At 47.3% G+C, this 23,842-nt stretch carries 23 protein-coding genes; 20 read left to right on the forward strand and 3 right to left on the reverse strand.

The genetic code is table 11. The features are described from left to right. The first annotated feature begins 14 nt into the window (after window positions 1-14). Entirely contained in the window at window positions 15-494 is a 480-nt protein-coding gene (ybaK, locus tag ABCM67_RS03380; protein ID WP_342992497.1) for a Cys-tRNA(Pro) deacylase, read from the forward strand. Window positions 495-580: 86 nt separating this feature from the next. Here the strand turns inward: ybaK and ABCM67_RS03385 are convergent, their stop codons facing one another. Next, window positions 581-2,221: an ATP-binding cassette domain-containing protein gene (locus ABCM67_RS03385; RefSeq protein WP_021650411.1), complete on the reverse strand. Its 1,641-nt coding sequence runs from the start codon at window positions 2,219-2,221 to the stop codon at window positions 581-583. A gap of 341 nt (window positions 2,222-2,562) precedes the next feature. Here ABCM67_RS03385 and ABCM67_RS03390 point away from each other — a divergent pair, with 341 nt between their 5' ends. From ABCM67_RS03390 to ABCM67_RS03455, 14 genes are all read left to right on the forward strand, one after another. Further along, window positions 2,563-2,976, forward strand: a complete 414-nt coding sequence (locus tag ABCM67_RS03390; protein ID WP_147603037.1) for an Rrf2 family transcriptional regulator — start codon at window positions 2,563-2,565, stop codon at window positions 2,974-2,976. A gap of 244 nt (window positions 2,977-3,220) precedes the next feature. Further along, the gene (gene nifJ / locus ABCM67_RS03395) at window positions 3,221-6,766 is read left to right on the forward strand and encodes a pyruvate:ferredoxin (flavodoxin) oxidoreductase (protein ID WP_015524748.1); all 3,546 of its coding nucleotides are present in this window, start codon (window positions 3,221-3,223) and stop codon (window positions 6,764-6,766) included. A 113-nt stretch (window positions 6,767-6,879) separates the two neighbouring features. Next, a complete protein-coding gene (locus ABCM67_RS03400; protein WP_342992498.1) occupies window positions 6,880-9,654 on the forward strand; it encodes a YfhO family protein in 2,775 nt (924 codons plus the stop codon). Beyond that, window positions 9,651-10,598, forward strand: a complete 948-nt coding sequence (locus tag ABCM67_RS03405; protein WP_147603034.1) for a glycosyltransferase family 2 protein — start codon at window positions 9,651-9,653, stop codon at window positions 10,596-10,598. Before ABCM67_RS03400 ends, ABCM67_RS03405 begins: the two co-directional genes overlap by 4 nt. Continuing rightward, window positions 10,579-11,007, forward strand: a complete 429-nt coding sequence (locus ABCM67_RS03410) for a GtrA family protein (protein ID WP_114002571.1) — start codon at window positions 10,579-10,581, stop codon at window positions 11,005-11,007. The genes ABCM67_RS03405 and ABCM67_RS03410 overlap by 20 nt, the downstream gene beginning before the upstream one ends. Continuing rightward, window positions 11,007-12,059 carry a nicotinate-nucleotide--dimethylbenzimidazole phosphoribosyltransferase gene (cobT, locus tag ABCM67_RS03415; RefSeq protein ID WP_147603108.1) on the forward strand — a complete coding sequence of 351 codons (1,053 nt, stop codon included), beginning with the start codon at window positions 11,007-11,009 and terminating at the stop codon, window positions 12,057-12,059. The genes ABCM67_RS03410 and cobT overlap by 1 nt, the downstream gene beginning before the upstream one ends. A 1-nt stretch (window position 12,060) precedes the next feature. Beyond that, window positions 12,061-12,588, forward strand: coding sequence for a bifunctional adenosylcobinamide kinase/adenosylcobinamide-phosphate guanylyltransferase (locus tag ABCM67_RS03420; protein WP_147603033.1), 528 nt, complete (start codon window positions 12,061-12,063; stop codon window positions 12,586-12,588). Then, on the forward strand, window positions 12,585-13,361 hold the full coding sequence (locus tag ABCM67_RS03425) for an adenosylcobinamide-GDP ribazoletransferase (RefSeq protein ID WP_147603032.1): 777 nt from the start codon (window positions 12,585-12,587) through the stop codon (window positions 13,359-13,361). Before ABCM67_RS03420 ends, ABCM67_RS03425 begins: the two co-directional genes overlap by 4 nt. A gap of 27 nt (window positions 13,362-13,388) precedes the next feature. Continuing rightward, on the forward strand, window positions 13,389-13,769 hold the full coding sequence (locus ABCM67_RS03430; RefSeq protein ID WP_021650419.1) for a bifunctional adenosylcobinamide kinase/adenosylcobinamide-phosphate guanylyltransferase: 381 nt from the start codon (window positions 13,389-13,391) through the stop codon (window positions 13,767-13,769). Next, complete coding sequence (locus ABCM67_RS03435) at window positions 13,762-14,361, forward strand: histidine phosphatase family protein (protein WP_147603031.1); 600 nt, start codon at window positions 13,762-13,764, stop codon at window positions 14,359-14,361. The genes ABCM67_RS03430 and ABCM67_RS03435 overlap by 8 nt, the downstream gene beginning before the upstream one ends. Window positions 14,362-14,364: 3 nt before the next feature. Continuing rightward, window positions 14,365-15,180 carry a DUF975 family protein gene (locus ABCM67_RS03440; RefSeq protein WP_147603030.1) on the forward strand — a complete coding sequence of 272 codons (816 nt, stop codon included), beginning with the start codon at window positions 14,365-14,367 and terminating at the stop codon, window positions 15,178-15,180. Continuing rightward, a complete protein-coding gene (yqeB, locus tag ABCM67_RS03445; RefSeq protein ID WP_330611341.1) occupies window positions 15,152-16,051 on the forward strand; it encodes a selenium-dependent molybdenum cofactor biosynthesis protein YqeB in 900 nt (299 codons plus the stop codon). Before ABCM67_RS03440 ends, yqeB begins: the two co-directional genes overlap by 29 nt. Before the next feature lie 18 nt (window positions 16,052-16,069). After that, window positions 16,070-16,762, forward strand: coding sequence for a selenium cofactor biosynthesis protein YqeC (yqeC, locus tag ABCM67_RS03450; protein WP_195635111.1), 693 nt, complete (start codon window positions 16,070-16,072; stop codon window positions 16,760-16,762). Window positions 16,763-16,840: 78 nt separating this feature from the next. After that, the gene (locus tag ABCM67_RS03455) at window positions 16,841-17,533 is read left to right on the forward strand and encodes a nucleotidyltransferase family protein (protein ID WP_195635112.1); all 693 of its coding nucleotides are present in this window, start codon (window positions 16,841-16,843) and stop codon (window positions 17,531-17,533) included. Between the two features lie 618 nt (window positions 17,534-18,151). Here the strand turns inward: ABCM67_RS03455 and ABCM67_RS03460 are convergent. Both ABCM67_RS03460 and ABCM67_RS03465 read right to left on the reverse strand, forming a co-directional pair. After that, window positions 18,152-18,442: a BMC domain-containing protein gene (locus tag ABCM67_RS03460; protein WP_059085607.1), complete on the reverse strand. Its 291-nt coding sequence runs from the start codon at window positions 18,440-18,442 to the stop codon at window positions 18,152-18,154. A 16-nt stretch (window positions 18,443-18,458) separates the two neighbouring features. Beyond that, window positions 18,459-18,758, reverse strand: a complete 300-nt coding sequence (locus tag ABCM67_RS03465) for a BMC domain-containing protein (protein ID WP_015524766.1) — start codon at window positions 18,756-18,758, stop codon at window positions 18,459-18,461. A gap of 386 nt (window positions 18,759-19,144) precedes the next feature. Here ABCM67_RS03465 and ABCM67_RS03470 point away from each other — a divergent pair, with 386 nt between their 5' ends. The 5 genes from ABCM67_RS03470 to yedF all read left to right on the forward strand — a co-directional run bounded on the left by ABCM67_RS03470 (window position 19,145) and on the right by yedF (window position 23,543). Then, window positions 19,145-20,506 (forward strand): MATE family efflux transporter, encoded by a 1,362-nt coding sequence (locus tag ABCM67_RS03470; protein ID WP_059085608.1) that lies wholly within the window; start codon window positions 19,145-19,147, stop codon window positions 20,504-20,506. A gap of 130 nt (window positions 20,507-20,636) precedes the next feature. Then, window positions 20,637-21,884, forward strand: a complete 1,248-nt coding sequence (locus ABCM67_RS03475; RefSeq protein WP_059085609.1) for a DUF1015 family protein — start codon at window positions 20,637-20,639, stop codon at window positions 21,882-21,884. Window positions 21,885-22,008: 124 nt separating this feature from the next. Then, window positions 22,009-22,653: a hypothetical protein gene (locus ABCM67_RS03480; protein WP_015524770.1), complete on the forward strand. Its 645-nt coding sequence runs from the start codon at window positions 22,009-22,011 to the stop codon at window positions 22,651-22,653. Between the two features lie 2 nt (window positions 22,654-22,655). Further along, on the forward strand, window positions 22,656-22,847 hold the full coding sequence (locus tag ABCM67_RS03485) for a hypothetical protein (protein WP_015524771.1): 192 nt from the start codon (window positions 22,656-22,658) through the stop codon (window positions 22,845-22,847). Window positions 22,848-22,931: 84 nt separating this feature from the next. Beyond that, window positions 22,932-23,543, forward strand: a complete 612-nt coding sequence (gene yedF, locus ABCM67_RS03490) for a sulfurtransferase-like selenium metabolism protein YedF (protein ID WP_015524772.1) — start codon at window positions 22,932-22,934, stop codon at window positions 23,541-23,543. Window positions 23,544-23,842 lie beyond the last annotated feature (299 nt).

The following is a 23,842-nucleotide window of genomic DNA, read 5'->3' on the forward strand; positions in this document are numbered from 1 at the left end:
GAGGAGTGACAGAAATGGGAAAAGAAGCCAAAACAAACGCGATGAGAATGCTGAATCGAAAAAAAGTAAAATATGAAGCAATCGCATATGACTGTGGAGAGTTCATAGATGGGATCCACTGTGCAGACATCGCAGGAGCCCCTCATGATCAGTCCTTTAAGACCCTGGTCATGGAAGGGAAAAGCGGCGGCTACTATGTGTTTGTAGTTCCGATCGAGAAAGAGGTGGACCGTAAGGCAGCCGCAAAGTCTGTAGGCGAAAAAACAGTAGATATGATCCATGTAAAGGATCTTACAAAGATCACGGGCTATATCCGCGGAGGCTGCAGCCCTCTTGGAATGAAAAAAAATTATCCGGTGGTGTTTGACCAGTCTGCCGAAAACTTTGATGAGATCTATGTAAGTGGTGGAAGAGTAGGCCTTACCCTGAAGGTACCGCTTAAAGATCTTCTGGATGTAACACAGGGCAAGCTTGCTCCGATCACCATGGAGTAAGCGCATATAAAACAGATAAAAAAACTCCCCTGACTGCCTGTAAAAGGCGGAAGCAGGGGAGATTTTTTGTTACAGAAGCATGGGATTTAGTTATCCTGTGCGTCCTCTTCGTTAACCTGGAATACGTGACGCTTCTTGGCCATTTCGTCGCTGGCAAGATACTCGTCGTAAGTGGTGATCTTGTCTACCAGCTTGCCGTTAGGAAGGATCTCCATGATGCGGTTTGCAGTTGTCTGTACAAACTGGTGATCGTGTGAGGTGAAAAGGATCACTCCCGGGAATTTGATCAGTCCGTTGTTCAGTGCTGTGATAGACTCCATATCCAGATGGTTGGTTGGCTCATCCAGGATCAGGATATTGGCACCGGAGATCATCATCTTGGAAAGAAGACAGCGAACTTTTTCACCACCGGAAAGAACGCGGACACGTTTTACACCATCCTCACCAGGGAAAAGCATACGGCCAAGGAATCCACGGACGTAGGTTGCGTCCTTGATCTCGGAGTACTGTGTCAGCCAGTCGGTGATAGTAAGGTCATTATCGAATTCCTGTGTGTTATCCTTCGGGAAATATGCCTGGGAAGTGGTAACGCCCCATTTGTAATTTCCTTCATCCGGCTCCATTTCACCTGTAAGGATCTTGAAGAAGGTTGTGATGGCCTGCTCGTTGGCGCCCACAAAGGCAACCTTATCTTCACGACCAAGAGTGAAGGAAATGTTGTCCAGAACCTTTACTCCATCAATGGTCTTGGACAGATTTTCCACCATGAGGACCTCGTTTCCGATCTCACGGTTCGGGCGGAAGTCGATGTATGGATATTTACGGCTGGAAGGACGCATGTCATCCAGCTGGATCTTTTCCAGGGCACGCTTTCTGGAAGTCGCCTGCTTGGATTTGGAAGCATTGGCGCTGAAACGGGAGATGAACTCCTGGAGCTCTTTGATCTTCTCCTCTTTCTTTTTGTTGGCCTCTTTCATCTGCTTGATCAGAAGCTGGCTGGATTCAAACCAGAAGTCGTAGTTTCCGGCATAAAGCTGGATCTTGCCATAATCGATATCAGCAGTATGTGTGCAGACCTTGTTCAGGAAATAACGGTCATGGGATACTACGATAACTGTATTGTCAAAATTGATCAGGAACTCCTCCAGCCATTCGATAGCAGGAAGATCCAGGTGGTTGGTCGGCTCATCAAGAAGAAGGATATCAGGATTTCCGAAAAGAGCCTGTGCAAGAAGAACCTTGACTTTCATACTACCGGTAAGGTCTGCCATCTGTGTATAGTGGAACTCGGTGTCGACTCCGAGACCGTTGAGAAGAGTAGCAGCATCGGACTCTGCTTCCCATCCGTTCATTTCTGCAAACTCACCCTCAAGCTCGCTGGCACGGATGCCATCTTCGTCTGTGAAATCTTCCTTTGCGTAAATGGCTTCTTTCTCTTTCATGATCTGATAGAGTCTTTCATTACCCATGATGACAGTATCCAGAACCGGATAAGCATCATATTTGAAGTGATCCTGCTGCAGGAAAGAAAGTCTCTGACCGGGGGTGATCACAATGTCGCCCTTGGTAGGCTCAAGCTGACCGGAAAGGATTTTGAGGAATGTAGATTTTCCTGCGCCGTTGGCGCCGATCAATCCATAACAGTTACCCTCTGTAAATTTGATGTTAACGTCTTCAAACAGCGCTTTTTTTCCAACGCGCAGTGTGATGTTATTTGCTGAAATCATATCATACCTCTTTTTTCATTAAATAAATATCGTTTCAATTACATACGAAAGCATTACAATCGTTTCCTATTGTACCGTAAACTGAAAAATTTGCAAGCTGTATTTTCCTTTTTTCGGCTAAATAAAGGAAAAACAGGGGATTACTATGAATCACAGGAAAATAATAACCTTTTATTATATAAAAAAATGGGTTATACTGTCGTATGTGGTAATGAAGTATTCCGGGGATATGGATATCCGGCTCTCTGGCACATCAGAAACACCCAGGAACGTGGCAGATCGGATGGAATGCGGAAACTATCATAAATCAGCAGCTTAGTTGAACAGAAGAGAGGTTAAAAATGTTTATCACCAGAGAAAGCGATTATGCGATGCGGGTTATCCGCGCATTGATGTGGAAGCCGCGTTTGAGCGTCAGCGAGATCTGTGAGAGGGAATCGATCACAGCACCCTTTGCATACAAGATACTGAAGAAGCTTCAGAATGCAGGGCTCGTGGAAGGATACCGCGGAGTTCATGGCGGTTACGCGCTGAAGAGAGATCCGGAAGAACTGTCATTATATGAGATATACAGTGCGATCGATCCGGATATGTCCATCATTGAGTGCCTGAACGGCACATATCAGTGTCCAAGGAACGGACAGGACGGAGTTCCCTGCCATGCACATGATGAGCTTCAGGAGATCCAGGATCAGCTGTGGACAATGCTCCGTCGGAAATCCATGAAGGATCTTTTCGGAAAAGAGGAGAAGTGATTCCCGGATGTGAGTTGGGATAAGCGTATGAGATGATAAGGAGAGCAGTTTGGAGAGGAAAAATTCCGAACAGCTCTTTTTTATTTGTGAAAAAGATAACGGCGTTTGTACAGGATAATATACAAAAAACAATGAAAGAAAATGGACATAACTGGGAATCTATGATATAATAACCAATGGAATTTTAGGCCTTCATAAGCCTAAATAATATATTTTTTAACAAACCTTTAAGGAGGAAAAAACAATGGCAAGAAAGATGAAAACCATGGATGGTAACCATGCAGCCGCTCATGCATCATACGCTTTTTCTGATGTAGCTGCTATTTACCCGATTACCCCTTCATCTGTAATGGCTGAGGCTACAGACGAGTGGGCAACTCAGGGAAGAAAGAACATCTTTGGACAGGAAGTACAGGTTACAGAGATGCAGTCTGAGGCAGGTGCAGCAGGTGCCGTTCACGGTTCTCTGGCAGCAGGTGCCCTGACTACAACCTACACAGCTTCCCAGGGTCTTCTGCTTATGATCCCGAACCTTTACAAGATCGCTGGTGAGCAGCTTCCGGGAGTTATCAACGTATCTGCCCGTGCACTTGCTTCCCACGCACTTTGTATTTTCGGTGACCATTCCGACGTTATGGCCTGTCGTCAGACTGGATGTGCAATGCTTTGTGAGTCTTCTGTACAGGAGGTTATGGACCTTACACCGGTTGCTCATCTTGCAGCAATCAAAGGAAAAGTTCCATTCATCAACTTCTTCGACGGATTCCGTACATCTCATGAGATCCAGAAGATCGAGACATGGGACTATGAAGATCTGAAAGATATGGCAGATATGGACGCAATCGCAGAGTTCCGTAACCGTGCTCTGAACCCGAACCATCCATGTCAGAGAGGTTCCGCTCAGAACCCGGATATCTTCTTCCAGGCAAGAGAGGCATGTAATCCATATTATGACGCTCTTCCGGCAGTTGTTCAGGAGTACATGGACAAAGTTAACGAGAAGATCGGAACAGACTACAAACTGTTCAACTACTACGGAGCTGCTGACGCTGAGCACATCATCGTAGCTATGGGTTCCGTAAACGATACCATCGAGGAGACCATCGATTACCTTATGGCAGCTGGCAAGAAAGTCGGTGTTGTTAAAGTTCGTCTTTACAGACCATTCTGTGCACAGGCTCTTATCGATGCAATCCCGGATACAGTTAAGCAGATCTCTGTTCTTGACAGAACAAAAGAGCCAGGAGCTCTTGGCGAGCCTCTGTATCTTGATGTTGTTGCAGCTCTTCGCGACAGCAAGTTCAGCGATGTTAAGATCTTTACAGGACGTTACGGACTTGGTTCCAAAGATACAACACCTGCACAGATCGTAGCAGTATATGAGAACACTGAGAAAGAGAAATTCACAATCGGTATCGTTGATGATGTTACAAACCTTTCTCTTGAGACAGGCGCACCACTTGTTACAACACCAGAGGGAACAACAAACTGCAAGTTCTGGGGACTTGGAGCTGATGGTACTGTAGGTGCTAACAAGAACTCCATCAAGATCATCGGTGATAACACAGACATGTACGCTCAGGCTTACTTCGATTATGACTCCAAGAAGTCCGGCGGTGTTACAATGTCTCACCTTCGTTTCGGTAAGAAACCGATCAAATCCACATACCTGATCCACAAAGCAAACTTCGTTGCATGTCATAATCCGTCCTATGTTAACAAATATAACATGGTACAGGAGCTTGTTGACGGAGGTACATTCCTTCTGAACTGTGCTTGGGATATGGAAGGACTTGAGAAACATCTTCCAGGACAGGTTAAAGCTTTCATCGCTAACCACAATATCAAATTCTACACCATCGATGGTGTTAAGATTGGTATTGAGACTGGCATGGGACCAACACGTATCAACACAATCCTTCAGTCCGCATTCTTCAAACTTACAGGAATCATTCCTGAGGAGCAGGCTATCGAGCTTATGAAAGCTGCTGCTAAAGCTACTTACGGACGTAAAGGTGATGACGTTGTTAAGAAGAACTGGGCAGCTATCGATGCCGGTGCTAAACAGATCGTAGAGGTTCAGGTTCCGGAGAGCTGGAAGAACGCTGAGGACGAGGGACTCTTCATGTCTCACGCATCCCACGGTGCTCAGGAAGCTCAGGACTTCGTAAACAACATCCAGTGCAAGATCAATGCTCAGGAAGGTAACAGCCTCCCAGTATCTGCATTCAAGGATTATGTAGATGGTACAACACCATCCGGAACAGCTGCATATGAGAAACGTGGTATCGCAGTTAACGTTCCTGTATGGGTTCCGGACAACTGTATCCAGTGTAACCGCTGTGCATATGTCTGCCCGCATGCTGCAATCCGTCCGGTTGCTATGACAGCAGATGAGACAGCTAACGCTCCAGAGGGAATCAAGACACTTCCTCTTACAGGAATGAAAGACTATACATTCACAATGACTGTATCCGCTCTTGACTGTACAGGATGTGGTTCCTGCGCAAATGTCTGCCCAGGAAAGAAAGGCAACAAAGCTCTTGAGATGGCTCCGCTTGAAGCTAACACAGAAGAGCAGAAATTCTTCGATTACGGTGTAACACTTCCTCAGAAGGAAGACGTTATCGCTAAATATAAAGAGACAACTGTAAAAGGCAGCCAGTTCAAACAGCCACTCCTTGAGTTCTCCGGCGCTTGTGCAGGTTGTGGTGAGACACCATACGCTAAGCTGATCACACAGCTCTTTGGTGACAGAATGTACATTGCAAATGCTACAGGATGTTCCTCTATCTGGGGTAACTCTTCACCATCTACACCATACACAACAAACGCTAAGGGACAGGGACCTGCATGGTCAAACTCTCTGTTCGAGGATAACGCAGAGTTCGGTTATGGTATGCTTCTTGCACAGCGTGCGATCCGTGGCGGTCTGAAAGAGAAGATCGAAGACCTTGTAGCTAACGGAACAAACGAGGATGTTAAGGCAGCTGGTCAGGAATGGCTGGATACTTATGCTGTAGGCGCAACAAATGGTGCAGCTACAGAGAAACTCGTTGCAGCTCTTGAGGCTTGCGGATGTGACAAGGCTAACGAGATCCTTGCACAGAAAGACTTCCTCTCCAAGAAATCCCAGTGGATCTTCGGTGGTGACGGATGGGCTTACGATATCGGATTCGGTGGTGTTGACCACGTTCTTGCAAGCGGACGTGACATCAACGTTATGGTATTCGATACAGAGGTTTACTCCAACACAGGCGGACAGTCTTCCAAATCTACACCGACAGGTGCGATCGCTCAGTTCGCAGCAGGCGGAAAAGAGACTAAGAAGAAAGATATGGCATCTATCGCAATGAGCTATGGCTATGTATATGTAGCACAGATCTCCATGGGTGCTGACTTCAACCAGACTGTAAAAGCAATCGCAGAGGCAGAGGCATATCCGGGACCATCCCTGATCATCGCTTACGCTCCATGTATCAACCATGGTATCAAGAAAGGTATGAGCAAAGCTCAGACAGAGGAAGAGCTGGCAGTTAAGTGCGGATACTGGCACAACTTCAGATTCAACCCGGCTGCTGAGAACAAGTTCAGCCTTGATTCCAAGACACCGGATATGGAGAACTATATGGACTTCCTGAACGGTGAGGTTCGTTACAATTCTCTGCAGCGTCAGAATCCTGAGAAAGCTGCAAGACTGTTTGCTAAGAACGAGTCTGAGGCTCAGGCTAGATATGAGTATCTGCAGAAACTTATCACTCTTTACGGAGCAGATAAGAAAGAAGACTAATTATTGATCAATAGTTACTGTTTATACAGTGTGCTTGCTGATTAAGCATTAGGTGACAGGCCTGCGGTGTTTAGCGCACCGCAGGCCTTTTTTCATATACAGGAGAGACATATATGAAGAGAATTTTTTCGAAGGAGAAATCCCGGAAAGAGAAAAAAGCAGATTTTTATATTCTGTATACGATTGTTTTTGCGGCGATCTCGCTGTTTATTTACAGTTGTTTTTATTTCAATGGAAAATCCCTGATCTGGAGTCATGACGGTGTTCCGCAGCACATCAATGCATTGGCCTATTATGGAAAATATCTGCGGAATGTTCTGCAGACGCTGGTGACGGAGCATAAGCTTTCCCTTCCTATGTGGGATATGCATATCGGATACGGTTCCGATATCCTTACAACACTTCATTATTATGCGATCGGTGATCCGCTGACCTTACTGTCCGTTTTTGTACCGGAAAAAGACACAGAGATCTTATATGAGATTCTGATCTTTCTCCGCATTTATCTGGCGGGTATCACATTCAGCATTTACTGCTTTTACCGCAAGAATCCCAAACAGGCCACATTTCTTGGAAGCCTTGTTTATATTTTTGCAGGATGGACCATTTATGCGTCCATGAAGCACCCATATTTTTCCAATCCCATGATCTATCTGCCGCTGGTCCTTATGGGAATTGAAAAGATTTACAAAAAAGAAAAGCCATACCTTTTTATCTGTGCGACGGCTGTAGCGGCAATGTCTAATTTTTATTTCTTTTATATGATCAGTATCTTTATGGTGCTGTATGCAGCTTTCCGGTATTTTGGAATATTCCGCAAGCGTTCAGTAAAAGATGTATTTCAGTGGTTCCTAAAATTTGCTGGCTTTTATCTGGTCGCACTTATGATCGCTGCACTGATCTTTTTACCTGTGGTCATGACTCTGTTTGGAACAGAGCGCTTTCAGGCGCAGAATTATGTGCCGCTGTTATATGACCGCATTTACTACGAAAAATATCTCGGCTGCCTGATCGGCGAAAATATGATCCAGTGGGGAGTTGCTGGATATTCCGCAGTCGCAATGGCAGGCGTGTTTGTGATCTTTTCCAAAAAGAAAAAATATACGGGACTGAAGCTGGGCTTTGTGCTTCTGAACCTGTTTTTGCTGATCCCCTTTGCTGGTCATGTACTGAATGGATTTTCATACGTGTCCAACCGATGGATCTGGGCATATGGAATGCTGATCGCATATATCCTGGTACAGGCATATCCGGAACTGTTTACTCTGGGCATCAGGGAAAAACGACGGATATTTGTAATGTTGCTGATATATTGCGTGTTGGCACTGTTTTCAGAATCCGCCCGCACGGAACGCAATATCATGGCACTGATGATGCTGGTCCTGGCTGTGTTTACAGTGGTTTCCTACGGAAACGTATTTACACAGGGAAAATATCTCTGTGGAATGATCGTGGCCGTGCTTGTGACAAGCATCCTTCTGAATGTTTCATACCAGTATTCTTACGAAAAAGATTATCTGTCAGAATTTGAGGAAAAGGACCAGGCGCTGGAGAAGCTTCAGTCCGGACCGGACAAAGCAATCCGGTCAATGGACGATTCAGCGGTTACCAGATATGACCAGTACAAAACGGGCTCTTATGTAAACACTGCAATGTATATGGGAACCAACAGTACTTCCTATTATTTCAGTGTGGCCAATGGAAATATCAGCCGTTTCTTTGATGAGATGTATCTGAATACCCCCTGGGATTATCATTACAGCAGCCTGGACGGACGGAGTATCCTGGATCGTCTTGCCTCGGTGAAATATTTTGCCATCAAAAAAAGCGGATATGGGTATCTGCCATACGGCTATGACAGTGAAGCAGCAGTCACAAAAAAATACAGGATCTACGAAGACGAGGATTCCCTTCCTCTTGGTTATACCTATGATTCCTGGATCCCCAGAGAAAACTATGAAAAGCTTTCCGTGACCGAAAAGCAGCAGGCACTCCTGCAGGGGGCAGTCCTTGAGGACAGCAGTCTTTCTGAGACAGACCTCATCTTTGACGATAAGAAAGCAGATTTTACACTGGAAGCAGGAAAAGGCTGTAAGATAAAAGACGGAAAGATCATTGTGGCTAAAGAAGGAGCAACCGTACAGATCGGATATCAGGGAGAGCCGGAGGCAGAGGTTTATCTTGTGGCAAAAAATCTGGATTTTAATGCCTATTCTCCACGTGCAGTGGTCAGTGATAAAAAATGGGATTCCATGACAGAATATGAGAAGAATACTGTGCGCTATGAAGATAATAACTGGCGCTACTGGAAAGAAAGCAAGGAATCAGCAGTGGATGTTTCGCTGGGCTCCGTGGACAAGACTATCCGGATCTTTACAGATAAATACAACGGCTACAGCGGAAGACATAATTTTCTTCTGAATATGGGATATAAAAACTATTCTGCAGGAACTATGACACTGACATTCTCCATGCCGGGAGAATATACCTTTGATGATCTGTATGTGGTATGTCAGCCCATGGCTTCTGTTGAAGAACAGACAGAAGAGCTTGGAAAAGAAAGTCTTCAGAATATCAAAACGGAGACAAATTGCATTCGTGGAGATATCACAACCACTTCCGATAAGATCCTGGTATTTTCCATTCCATACAGCGCAGGCTTTACCGCCTATGTAGATGGAGAAAAAACAGAACTTGTGCAGGCAAACAGTATGTATATGGGGCTGGAATTAAAAAAAGGCAGGTATACGATCGCACTCAGATATTGTACACCGTATATTGTGCCCGGAATGATACTGACGGTGATCGGCCTGATCCTGTTTGCCGGGATCGTGATATCTTACCGGCGCCAAGGAAAACAAAAAGAAAGGGGAAAACAGGAGAAATGAGCCGATTATCGGTAGTTTTGCCTGCCTGTAATGAGGAACCGATGGTGGAGAAAACCTGCCGGACTCTCAGAGAGCTCCTGGGGCAGGCCGGGATCCGTTATGAACTGGTCCTGGTAGATGATGGTTCCTCTGACGGGACCTGGGCAGCCATAGAAAAAGTATCTAGGGAAGATAAAAATGTGACAGGTGTGCATTTTTCCAGAAATTTCGGGAAAGAAGCAGCAATTGTGGCCGGCCTTGCACAGGCATGCGGAGATGCGGTGGCAGTGATGGACTGTGACCTGCAGCATCCGCCGGAAATCCTTTTGGAAATGTACCGGCTCTGGGAGCAGGGCTACGAGGTTGTGGAGGGCATCAAGAAAAACCGGGGAAAAGAAACTCTTTTTCACAGAAAAAGTGCCGGATTTTTCTATCGGATCATGTCCCGTGCCACCGGCTTTGATATGGAAAACGCTTCCGACTTCAAGCTGCTGGACAGGAAAGCGGTGGAGAGTGTTCTCGCCATGCCTGAGCGCAGCATGTTTTTCCGGGCGGCATCATCCTGGATAGGCTTCAAAAGCATCTCCGTACCTTTTGAGGTGCAGGAGCGTGAGGCCGGAGAATCCAAATGGTCTGCAGGAACGCTGATCAGCTATGCGTTTCGGAATATCGTGGCATTTACAACACTTCCGCTGCAGTTTGTAACAGCCGGTGCTGTGGGCTGCTTTGGGTGCTCCCTGCTCCTTCTGGTCTATTCTCTAGTCCGGTATTTTTCCGGGCATGCGGTGGAAGGCTATACCACACTTCTGATCGTGATGCTTTTTATTGGAAGTGCTGTGATGATGAGCCTTGGGATCATCGGATATTATATCGCCAGGATCTATGAGGAAGTAAAACGTCGTCCAAGATATATCGTATCAAAGATCATACGAGGAGGAGATACCAATGAAAAAGTGGATCCTTAAATTCTATGAAAATGATGTGATCCGTTATATTTTCTGGGGTGGTTGTACGACTCTCGTAAATCTGTTAAGCTTTTATATCATGAGGGCAATGGGAATCCCGCTGATGAGTGCCAACATCATATCGATCATCCTGGCGATCCTGTTTGCCTATGTTGTGAATTCCAGATTTGTATTTCATGACCGCTGTGAAACATGGAGGGATCATATACGGCCCTTTCTGAAATTTATAAGTGCCCGTCTGGTGACCATGGTCATTGAGGTAGGTGGCGTATGGTTTCTGGCGGAGATCCTGGGATTCCGGGATATGTTTGCAAAATTCTGCACACAATTTATCGTGCTGGCGTTGAATTATATCTTTAGTAAATTTATTATTTTTACCACAGGTAAAAGGATTGGAGGTAGCAAATGATGACTTTGGATGAGGCAGTGAAGAAAGTCCGCCCTCTGGATGAAAAGGCTATGGAGGGGGCGAGAAAGAGATGGGACAGTATTGCAAAGCCCCTGCATTCTCTGGGAGAGCTGGAGAATATGCTGACACAGATCGCCGGTATCACAGGTACACCGGAGGTACGTGTGGAGAAAAAAGCAGTGGTTGCCATGTGCGCGGATAACGGAGTTGTAGAAGAGGGTGTGACCCAGACCGGACAGGAAGTGACGGCTGTTGTGGCTGAGAATTTTCTGGAAGGGACTACTACCTGCTGTGTGATGTGCCGTCAGTGTGGAGCAGAGCTTTTTCCTGTAGATGTGGGAATGGTCACAGATACAAAGGTCCGTACAGATCTTAAGGTTGCCTATGGGACCAGAAATATGACCAGAGAGCCGGCAATGACAAGAGATCAGGCGATCCGTGGCATCGAAGCCGGAATTGCCATGGCAGAGGAGCTGAAGGAAAAAGGCTATCAGGTTCTTGCAACCGGCGAGATGGGCATCGGAAATACCACCACCAGCAGTGCGGTAGCAGCTGTGCTTCTCGGAAAACCGGTGGAAGATATGACCGGACGTGGTGCCGGATTGACCAGTGAGGGGCTTGTCCGGAAGATCAATGCGATCAAAAAGGCGATCGCCCTGAATAATCCGGATCGTTCAGATGCCATTGACGTCCTGGCAAAGGTAGGTGGACTGGATATTGCAGGAATGGCAGGAGTATTCATTGGAGGAGCAGCACTTGGAATGCCGGTTGTCATGGACGGATTTATTTCCTGCGTATCTGCACTGATCGCAGTAAAGATCTGCCCGCAGGTAAGTGATCATATCATTGCGTCTCATGTATCCAAAGAGCCTGCAGCACAGCTGCTCCTGAAGGAGCTTGGCAAGGAAGCGATCATCCACGCAGGCATGTGCCTGGGCGAGGGAACCGGAGCTGTGGCACTGTTTCCGATGATGGATCTGTCCTGTGCAGTATATAATTCCATGAGTACCTTTGGTGATATCAATGTAGAACAGTACGAGGAGCTGAAATAATATGCTGGTTGTTGTAACAGGAGGCAGCGGAAGCGGAAAATCTGCTTTTGCGGAAGAAACCGTACTTTCCTTTGGCGAAGCCAGAAGGATCTATATCGCCACCATGCAGGCTTTTGACGAAGAAAGCCACAGGCGCATCCGCAGACACCGGCACATGCGTGCAGGAAAAGGCTTCGAGACAATTGAAAGATATACAGAGCTGGATGAGTTGCTCATCCCGAAGGACTGCGTGGTCCTTCTGGAGTGCATGTCCAATCTGGTTGCAAATGAGATGTTCCGGGAAGGCGGCTTCCACCCGGAGGTGGCAGAAAAGATCACAGAAGGAGTGAAAAATCTTCTTTCCCAGGCAAAGCATGTGGTGATCGTCACCAACGAGATCTTTTCAGACGGGATCCTCTACGAGGAAGAGTCAGAACAGTACAAAAAAGAGCTGGGACAGATCAACCAGAAGCTGGCAGAGATGGCAGAAGAGGTTGTGGAAGTCGTATACGGGATCCCTGTATGGCATAAAGGAGGAAAGGAAACATGAAAAGCTTATGGAACAGTTTTAAGGCAGCCTTTGCCATGTTTTCAAAGATCCCCATGCCCATGGTGGACTGGAAGAAGGAAAACATAAAATTTATGATGTGCTTTTTCCCCTTTGTGGGTACTGCCATCGGCATCCTGACCTGGCTTGCAGGAGGGGTCCTCGGTGTACACGTAGCTCTGGAGCCATTTTTTCTCGCTGTGATCCTTACTGTGATCCCGGTATTTGTTACCGGCGGCATTCATGTAGACGGGCTTCTGGACACATCGGATGCATTAAGCTCCTGGCAGGAACGCACAAGGAGGCTGGAGATCCTGAAGGATTCCCATGCAGGTGCATTTGCCATTATCACAGCCTGTGTATATTTTATCCTCTGGCTGGGAGCCTGGGATCAGCTCCTTGGAAATTATAACGGGATCTGTATCATGAGCCTGGGCTTTATGATGTCCAGATGTCTTTCCGGGATCGGTGTGATCACATTTCCCAAGGCAAGGACAGACGGGACTGTGGCAGAATTTTCCAGAAATGCGTCAGAGATCGCAGTGCGAAATGTTCTTATCACGATGTTTGTGATCCTTGCAGCGCTGATGATATGGGTAGATCCGGTCCTGGGTGTTCTGGCAGCTGTCAGCGCACTTCTGGTATTTTGGTGGTATCACTATATGGCTTTGAAATATTTTGGAGGGACCACAGGTGATCTTTCCGGATTTTTCCTTTGCATCTGCGAGGTTGTGATGGCACTGGTGCTTGCTCTTGGTGGCACGTTTAATCTGTAATGAAGATTTGGATGAGGTAAAAAAGATATGGAAATGATAATCGGAGGCGCATATCAGGGAAAAGCTGCCTATGCAAAAGCACAGTTCCCGGATGTGGACTGGAAATTCGGAGGAGAGATCACAGAAGAGGAGCTTTTGAAGGCAGCGGGTGTTCTGGGATTTCAGGAATACATAAGAAAAGCTCTGAAGGCAGGAGAAGATCTCACCGGCCTGGCAGAAAAGCTGGCACAGCAGGATCCGGATGTGATCCTTGTCAGTGAGGAGGTAGGCTACGGGATCGTTCCGGCGGATGCTTTTGAACGGCAGTACCGAGAAGCTGTTGGCCGGGTGTGCACTGCACTGGCTGCGAAAAGTAGCAGGGTCACAAGAGTGGTATGCGGGATCGGGACGGTGCTGAAGGATGATTAGATTATATCTGATACGACACGGACAGACACCCGGAAATAAGCTTCAGCGTTATATCGGAACAACGGATGAACCGCTGAGCACGGAGGGAAAGGAATTTCTGGAAAAGCTGACCTATCCCATGCCGGAGGCCCTTTATGTAAGTCCGCTCTGCCGTTGTGTGGAAACTGCGGGGATCCTTTTTCCAGGAAAAAGCTTTCATATTATCGAAGAGCTTTCCGAGTGTGATTTTGGAGAGTTTGAGAATAAAAATTATAAAGAGCTTTCCGGAAATCAGGATTATCAGAGGTGGATCGACAGCAATGGAACGCTTCCTTTTCCGGGAGGAGAAAGTCGAGAAGCGTTTAAGTACCGGAGCCTTACAGGATTTCAGAAGGCTGTCACACAGTGTATCCGCAACAACATAAAGACAGCGGCTCTTGTGATACATGGCGGTACGATCATGAACATTATGGAAGAATATGCGGACAGACCCAGGGCTTTTTATGAATGGCATGTAAAAAACGGCGGCGGTTATCTGGCAGAGCTGGAGCCTGCGCTGTGGCAGAAGGGACGGAGAGAGCTCTGTGTCCGTGAAGCATATATGGAGGGTTAAGTTATGAATGAACAGAAGATCAGTTGGAAACGCAGCGACTTGAAATGGCGTGGAAAACAGGCATTCAAAAAAAATTACTGGTCAGCAGTGCTGGTAAGTCTGGTGCTGGCTATTGTGACGGCAACCGGCGGAAGCGGTGCGGCCACTGGCAGTGCCGGAAATGTGGTAAGTCCGGACTACGGTGTTACAACGTATCGTTTGGGTACGGATATCAATGGTGTTACTTCTTATGCCAGCCATGTATTTCGCTCCCCACTGGCAGTGCTTTTTGCACTTTTGAGTGCCAGTGCCGTGGTAGCTGTGGTTCTGATCGGAATCCTTTTTCATTTCTTTGTGGGAAATGTTTTGGAGGTAGGCGGAAGAGATTTTTACATTGAGAACCTTTATTCTGTACCCGGGCCCGGAAAGCTCCTCAGTGTATTTCGTTCCGGGAATTACGGTAATATCGTAAAAACCATGTTTTTACGGGACCTGTATCTTGTATTGTGGACGCTGCTTTTTATTATTCCCGGAGTGGTAAAATCCTACGAATATAAGATGATCCCTTATCTTCTTGCGGAATATCCGGATATGAGCACAAAGGAAGTGTTTGCAAAAAGCCGTGAGATGATGAACGGACAGAAGATGGACACCTTTATCCTGGATCTTTCCTTTATTCCCTGGTCTGTCCTTTCGGCAATTACGGCCGGGATCGCGGGACTCTTTTATGTATCCCCGTATAAGGATGCAACCTATGCGGAGCTTTATGATACTCTTGCGGCAGGAATGCCGAGAAACGGACAGCAGGTGTATGAAGATGAAAACAGCGGCATTTACTGATAAAATGATCCTTGTGAGAGGTGGCGGAGATCTGGCCACAGGAGTGATCCACAAGCTTCATCAGAGTGGCTATCAGGTCCTGATCCTGGAATGTGACCGTCCAAGTGCCATTCGCCGTCATGTGGCTTTCTGTGAAGCTGTTTATGACGGAACTGCAGAGGTAGAAGGCGTTGTGTGCAGGAGGATCACGGAGAACGATATCCGGACCCAGTGCAGGAAATGCTGGGCACAGGGAGAGATCCCCCTTCTGACAGATACCCATGGAAAATATATCCGCGAACTGGAGCCGGAGGCAGTGATTGATGCCATCCTTGCAAAAAAGAATCTTGGGACCAGCAGGGATATGGCACCACTGACTGTGGGACTTGGCCCGGGCTTTACCGCAGGGGAGGATGTGGATTACGTGATCGAGACCATGCGCGGCCATAACCTGGGAAGAATCATAAAAAAAGGCAGTGCCCTGCCGAATACCGGAGTGCCGGGACTGATCGCAGGGATCGGAAAGGAACGTGTGATCCATTCACCGGCAGCCGGTAACATGAAAAACATCTGTCAGATCGCAGATCTTGTTGAAAAAGACCAGGTGATCGCCATGGTAGGTGATACGCCGGTGAAGGCTACCATTTCCGGCGTGATCCGGGGACTGATCCGGGACGGCTACCCTGTTTTTGAGGGAATGAAGATCGCGGACATCGACCCAAGGGCAGAACAGAAGAAAAACTGTTTTACGATCTCAGACAAGGCGAGGTGTATCGCAGGGGGAGTACTGGAGGTGCTGCTTTCCTGCGGAGTGCTTCCGGGCACGGAGAAAAATATGAGGAACGAGGATCTGTGGCCAATACAGAGCCTGGCTCCCCTGAAAGAAATATGAAGATAAATGGAGTGTGTCATGAAGAAGAATGAAAAAGCCCTTACTGTGGCATTCACAGGAGGCGGCGGAAAGACCAGTCTGATCTTTGGACTGGCAGAAAAATTTTCCGGACAGGGAAAACGAGTGATCGTGACCACAACCACACATATGGCATGGGAACCGGAACGTCCTTTTGCAGAGGCAGAGGACGTTTCGGGAGTATGCCGGCTTATAGAACAATACGGATACGTCATCGCGGCTCATCATAAGGCCGGGCAGCCAAAGATTTCCGGCCCCGAAAAGGAGATCCTGGAAAAGCTGCCCGGCTTTTGTGATCTTCTTCTTGTGGAAGCTGACGGATCCAGGCGCCGGCCCCTTAAAGTACCGGCTGTTCATGAGCCGGTGATCCCTGCTTTTGCGGATATGGTAGTGGGAGTGATCGGTCTTGACTGCATCGGCAAAAGGATCTGTGATACGGCGCACCGCCCGGATGATGTGGCGGGATTTCTGGGAAAGCGTACAGATGAGCCTGTGACATGGATGGATGTGTGGAAGATCATCCGGTCTGAAGACGGATTGCAAAAAGGAGTGGACGGACGAAGATTTCTTGCGTATCTGAACAAGGCAGATACTCTGGAGGATCCTTGTGTGGCGGAGAAGCTTATGGCACAAGGTCAGGAGTCTGGGATCATGGTGATCTGCGGAAGCCTGCAGAGAAGTGTAAACAGCTAGTACAGCGAAAATTAAGTTTCTGCTATATTGACGCAGGATGATTTCTTCATCTGCAAGGCGGAGGAATGAGGCGTAGCGGTGGCTACGACGATTGACGACAACGCAGCAGATGAAAAATCAGGCAAGTCAATATGGCGGTTACTTAATTTTCGCTGTACTAGAATCGAAAGGAAGTGGAGCGGTGATATGAAACTGGGACTGATCATGCTGGCAGCAGGAAACAGCCGGCGGTTTGGAAGCAATAAGCTACTGTACGGGATAGACGGAATGCCGATGTACAGGCATATTCTCCTGGAGCTGAAAAAAGTGAAAGCAGCACTGGAGGAACAGGGGCACAGGTGTGAGATCACAGTTGTCACACAGTATGAGGAGATTGCGCAGGAAGCAGAGAAGCTCGGCGTGCGGTTTCTTTATAATCTGCATCCGGATGAGGGGATATCTTCCTCATTGAAGATCGGGCTGCGGGTCAACCGGGAGATGGATGCTTGTTTGTTTACGGTGGCAGATCAGCCGTGGTTGCGGTGGGAGACGGTTTTTGGACTGGTGGATGTGTTTTTGAGAGATGGGAAGGGAATCGCCTGTGTGGAGCATGATGGGAAGACCGGGAATCCCTGTGTTTTTTCGAAGAAGTATTATGGGGAGCTGATGGAGCTTTCCGGTGATGTCGGAGGGAAGAGAGTGGTTGTGGCACATCGGGGGGATGTGGCTGTGATGAAGGTGGAAGATGGACGGGAGATGGTGGATGTGGATTTTGCGGACGGACGCCGGTGAGGTACCGTCTGGTTTGGGCTGGGGCTTCGTCGGGGGCTGGCTTCTAAGGCGCCGGAAATCTGCTAAAACCGCTGAAAAAAATCCAGAACTCGCTCCTGCGTCGCTCAAACAGCTGGATTTTTTCCAGCAACGCAGATTCCCACCGCCTAAGAAGCGCACCCCTCCTGCAGAGCCAGCCCAAACCAGACGCTACCTCGCCGGCTGACGTGCGAAGGAGTGGAGTGCTAGAGTGAAGGCGTGAGTTTAAAGAATATAGCGAAAAGAGTTGCTGACATGCGAAAGGGGAGATAGGCTAGAGTGAAAGTGTGAAGTTTGTAGAAGCAGAGCATCAACGATGAAAGCACCGTGTCTGAGGAAATTTCACGCATACAAAAGCCAGCAGGGAACCGCCCTGGCGTAGTGGGATGTTCTGCAGGAGTCCTGCTGATTCTTAGGTGGTGTGGTTTCTGCGTTATTCCAAAAAGTTCTGCTGTCTGAGCGGCTTGACGCGAGTTCAGAACTTTTTGGAATGGTTTTAGCAGAAGCCGCAGCACCTTAGAAGCCAGCGGACGACGAAGCCCTTCCCGCTACGCCAGGGCGGTTCCCTGCGTACGTTCATTATTATAATATAGATATTTCCTACATAAAGTGATTCTTAGCCGCTTCTTCCTCAGCCAGACGAACCGTCTCACCGGAAGGATTGGAGATCACTGCTGAAGCTACGATCTCACAAGGCGGGTTTCCCTTTACACTGTCAATGGCAGCTGTAACGGCAGAAACATCACCGGTCAGAAAAACAGTGGCATGTCCACCACACTTTGTCTGCCAGGTAAGAAAAGAAACATCAGAAGTCTTCAGCATCTGGTCGATCACCAGGATTGCATTACTGCTGCCAACAACCTCAACTAAACCAAAAGCACCATAATTCATAAATCCGTCGCCCCCTTTATTTATTGATCGTCATCTTCAGTGCGATCTCAGTATCCTCAGAAGGAGAAGCGATCACAGTATGAGAAACAACCTTACCAAGAGGTTTGGCTGCCTCCAGCGCAACCTCCATAGCTGCATTAACGTCAGAAACAGAACCACGCATCTTGACACAGGCGCCACTCTTCAGACGGTTACGCTCAACACTTTGGATCCTGACATTGGCTGCTTTGGAAGCAGCATCAAGAGCAACAAAACAGGCAACCAGGTTATCAAGCTCAAAAACACCTACAGCCATGCCCTTATAATTATTATCCATAAAAATACCTCCATGCGGAACAGATTCCCAGTGATGTGGTTTTTTGACCGATTTTACGTGGAATCATTACCGTTTTTATGGCTTTATTATAACTTTTTTAGACAAAAATAGCAAGAAATAAATACACGGATAATCAGATAGTTACTGTCCATTCCGTTTTCAGCAACATGCTTCGCGATGTACAGAATTTATGCTGATCGCATAAGTTCGCGCGGTATGTCTCGGGTTTTCTGTGATCTTCGCTCACAAAAAACAGTTTGCGGGATATTACAGTGAACAAACAGTAACGTCTGATATTTCCACAGCAGCCTTACAGGGAAATATTTACTTTGCATATCAGATATAGTATTATTTACAATAGTAAAAAAGCAGGAAGGTGTAAAGAAATGCAGACACATCAAACAGACTTTTCAACAGGAAATGTCTATCGTAACATTATGGAGGTAGCTGTGCCGATGATCATTGCACAGATCCTGAACCTCCTTTACAACATTGTGGATCGGATCTATATCGGAAGGATTCCTGAGATCGGAGCCACTGCACTGACAGGAGTGGGACTGTGTTTTCCTATTATCACCCTGATCACCGCATTTACCTATCTTTTTGGAAATGGAGGAGCACCGCTTTGCTCCATGGAACGGGGAAGAGGAAACCGGGAAGAAGCAGAAATGCTCATGGGAAACACCTTTGTGATGCTGATCGGCACAGGAGTGATCCTGACAGCCATTGGCCTTATCTTTTACAGACCGATCCTATATGCCTTTGGCGCCAGTGATGTAACCTTTTCCTATGCGTCAGACTACATAAGGATCTATCTTCTGGGAACCCTGTTTGTGATGATCACTCTGGGAATGAACCCGTTTATCAACAGCCAGGGCTTTGGAAACACAGGGATGCTCACGATACTGATCGGTGCTGTACTGAACATTCTTCTGGATCCCCTGTTTATCTTTGGGATGCACATGGGAGTCCGGGGAGCGGCTTTGGCGACTATCATTTCCCAGTTCTGTTCCGCCATCTGGGTCTTACGCTTCCTTACAGGAAAAAAGGCGATCCTGAACCTGAAAAAAAGCGCCATGAGGATCTCCTGGAAAAGAGTGGGCAGTATCGTAAGCCTGGGTATGTCCGGTTTTTTTATGGCATTTACAAACAGTCTTGTGCAGGTGGTATGCAATGCCACACTCCAGACCTGGGGTGGTGATATCTACGTTGGTGTCATGACAGTTTTAAATTCTGTCCGTGACATTTTCGCCATGCCGGTCCATGGGCTTACTACAGGTGCTTCTCCGGTCATGAGCTTCAATTATGGAGAAAAAGCATACGACAGAGTCAAAAAAGCAATTAAATTTATTACAGCTGTCTGTGTGATCTATACCCTGGCAGGCTGGGGAATCCTGAAGCTGCTTCCGGAATTTTTCATCCGGATCTTTAACAGCGATCCCGGGCTTCTGGAAAAGGGAGTTCCTGCCCTTCATATTTACTTTTTCGGCTTCTGCTTTATGGCATTGCAGTTTACCGGACAAAGCGTGTTCGTGGCACTGGGAAAGGCAAAAAAGGCCACCTTTTTTTCTCTGCTCCGAAAGGTAGTGATCGTAGTACCGCTGACGCTCCTGCTGCCTTCTGTGAATGGCCTGGGAACAGACGGCGTGTTCTGGGCGGAACCGGTTTCCAACCTTGTAGGCGGCTGTGCATGCTTTTTCACCATGCTGGCGACGGTACTGCCGGAGCTGAACAAACGTAAGGCATAAGACGGGCCGGATAAAGGTTTGCGGGAAATTTTGATATGTGTTAGAATGGACAGGATGATTTTTCTGCAAACTAAGCAGAAATCTTAAGAAGGGCCGGCGTATGGCCGGGCAGGAATGAGAGGAAAACATAATGGCTTTATTTCAGGCATTTCGGGCAGTAAGACCTGCTTCGGAAAAAGCAGAAAAGGTGGCTGCACTTCCCTATGACGTAGTCAGCAGAGAAGAAGCGAGAGAGATCGGGGAAAAAAATCCGGAATCTTTTCTCCATATAGACCGTGCGGAGATGGATCTGGACCCGGAAACTGATCTTTATGATCCGAAGGTTTATCAGAAGGCAAGGGAAAATCTGGATCGTTTCCAGAAAGAAGGGATCCTGATCCAGGATGAGAAACCGAACTATTATCTGTATGAACTGATCCGTAAGGGAAGATCCCAGACCGGGATCGTAGGTGTCAGTTCCATTGATGATTACATGAATGGTGTGATCAAAAAGCATGAGCTTACAAGAGAGGATAAGGAGCAGGATCGCATCCGTCATGTGGATGTCTGTGATGCCAACACAGGCCCTATTTTTCTGGCGTGCAGATATCCGGCAGAGCTTCTTACTCTTATGGAAGAATGGAAAAATGCACATGTTCCTGTGTATGATTTTACTTCCGATGACGAGATCACACATCGTGTATGGGTCGTAGATGAGGAAGAAAAGATCCGGACTATACATAGTCTTTTTGGCGGAATCTCCTCTATCTATATTGCTGATGGTCACCACAGAGCAGCCTCCGCAGTAAAGGTTGGACAGAAGAGAAGAGCGGAGCATCCGGACTACACCGGAAAAGAAGAATTTAACTTTTTCCTGTCAGTGGTATTTCCGTATGACCAGCTGACCATCCTTCCGTATCACAGGATCGTAAAGGATATCAAGGGTATGGAACCCAAAGCCTTTATCGGAAGCATGAAGTTTAATTTTGAGCTGATGGCAATGCCGGGATTTCCATGTAAACCGGTGGAGAAACACTGCTTCGGGCTGTATGTAGACGGAGAATGGTTCCATCTGAAGGCATATCCGGATATCTATGCGGGTAAAGACAGCGTAGGTCAGCTGGATGTGTCTATTCTTCAGGATAAGGTCCTGGGTCCGGTTCTGGGGATCAGTGACCCGCGTACCGATGAGAGGATCCGCTTTATGGGAGGAAACCACAGACTGAAGGATCTGGCAGCAGCTGCAGATGAGACAGGAGGAGCTGCCTTTGCCATGTATCCTACATCCATGGAGGAGCTGATGACGATCGCAGACGAGGGTAAGCTTATGCCGCCAAAGAGCACCTGGTTTGAACCGAAGCTCCGCAGTGGTCTTTTTATCCATAAGCTTTCAGACTGATGCCGGAGGCTTTATAGATTTTTAATAAAATGGTCAGGAAAATCTTAGGAAATCACTACAGATTGCTCACATTTGTCCGGTAAGATACAAGTATATGCTGAGCAAACGCGAAAGAGGGGTTTTCATGACAAACGAACAGTATTACGATTGCATCCAGCCATATCAGAACGCATGTCAGATCATGCGCGCCAAGCTTGAGGTGCTCAACGGAAGCCTGTATCAGAAGTCTTCCGTATCTCCGATCCACAATATCCAGGAACGGATCAAATCCAAGAAGAGCATCGAAAAGAAGCTGGAGAAGCTGGGACATTCGGACAGTGTGCAGAACGCCAAGGATCATCTCCGGGATATCGCTGGGATCCGTGTGATCTGCTACTTTATTGATGATATATACAATCTTGTAAATGCGCTGAAGCGGCAGAGTGAACTGATCTTTATCAGGGAAAAGGATTACATACAGAATCCCAAGCCTAACGGATACCGCAGCTTTCACGTGATCATTGCAGTTCCGGTGTATTATCTGGATACCATGGAGTATTTTCCGGTGGAGATCCAGCTGAGGACGATGACCATGGATCTCTGGGCAAGCATGGAGCACCGTGTCTGTTACAAGAAGCTTCCGGAACACAGGGATGAGCTGGCGGAGGCCTTCTGTCAGTATGCAGATATCCTTGGAAAGATCGAGGAACAGTTTGAAGCCTACAATGAAACAGGAATGCTGGAGGAGATCACACCTGCCCAGATTACTGAGAATCCGACGGAGGGATAGGAATGGAGATCGAAGAGGAATTTATATCCGGTTTCTGCCGTACCATGAACGGGGGCGAAACCGTCTGCTGTGAGTATACACGGCAGGAGGACAGCAGCAGGAAGCTGACCTTTATGGACTGCGCGCATGAAAGATGTGTAAACACAGGCGCCTGTGAGATCTTCAAACAGGCCCATGAGCTGGAGCAGAAATAAAAGATCAAAGAAAAGAAAACAGCGAAAAAGCAATAATGATAAAACAGCAATTATAAAAAATCACAGAATACAGGAGGAGTGAGTATGAAGCACACAGTAGATGCAATGGGGAAACAGTGTCCGATCCCGGTTGTAATGACCAAGAAGATCCTTGACAAGGCAGAGCAGGGAGACGAGATCTTGATCCTGGTAGACAACGAAACAGCAGTAAACAATTTGAGCAGACTTGCCGGAAGTACCGGATGCAGTTTCGTATCCAGAAAAACAGAAGGTGGTTACGAGATCAATATGACAGTAAAATCTGATCCTGCTGCAAGAAGCCAGGCAGAGCCTGAGATCGTCTGCACACCGGCTGTTCCGCAGGGAGATTATACCGTTGCCATCACTTCCGATAAGATGGGAGATGGAGATCCGGAGCTTGGCGGGATCCTGATCAAGGGATTTGTGTATGCGCTGACACAGCTGGAGACACCGCCGTCAGTTATGCTGTTTTATAATGGCGGAGCCAGACTTACTGCACAGGATTCACCATGTATCGAAGACCTTAAGACCTTACAGGAGCAGGGAACCGAGATTCTGACCTGCGGAACCTGCGTGAACTTCTACGGACTGAAGGAACCGGCAGTGGGAACCGTAACAAATATGTATACCATAGCGGAAAAGCTCACAAAAGCAGGAAAAGTGATCCGCCCGTAAACAGAAAAACATATAGAAACAACAAAAGCATATAGAAACTTACAGAAGCAGACAGAAACAAATAGAAATATACAGAAATGCCGCAGAGCCATTTTGAAGCCTGCGGCATTTCTGACATCCAGTTGGTATCTGGTTGATATCCGGTTATGAGCAAGCAACGAAGCGGATCGGGAATATCCGCCTGACTTAGCTCCGAACTTACAATTCCACATCAAGCTGCTGCTGCCACTCAAAATGTGATTAAACATACTCACATCGAGATAATGCGGATTCTCACGAATACCGCTTACTGTTTCTTT

It is taken from the genome of Blautia sp. 2227st1_G12_2227SCRN_220401 (assembly GCF_039062885.1).
Classification (GTDB): Bacteria; Bacillota; Clostridia; order Lachnospirales; family Lachnospiraceae; genus Blautia_A; species Blautia_A fusiformis.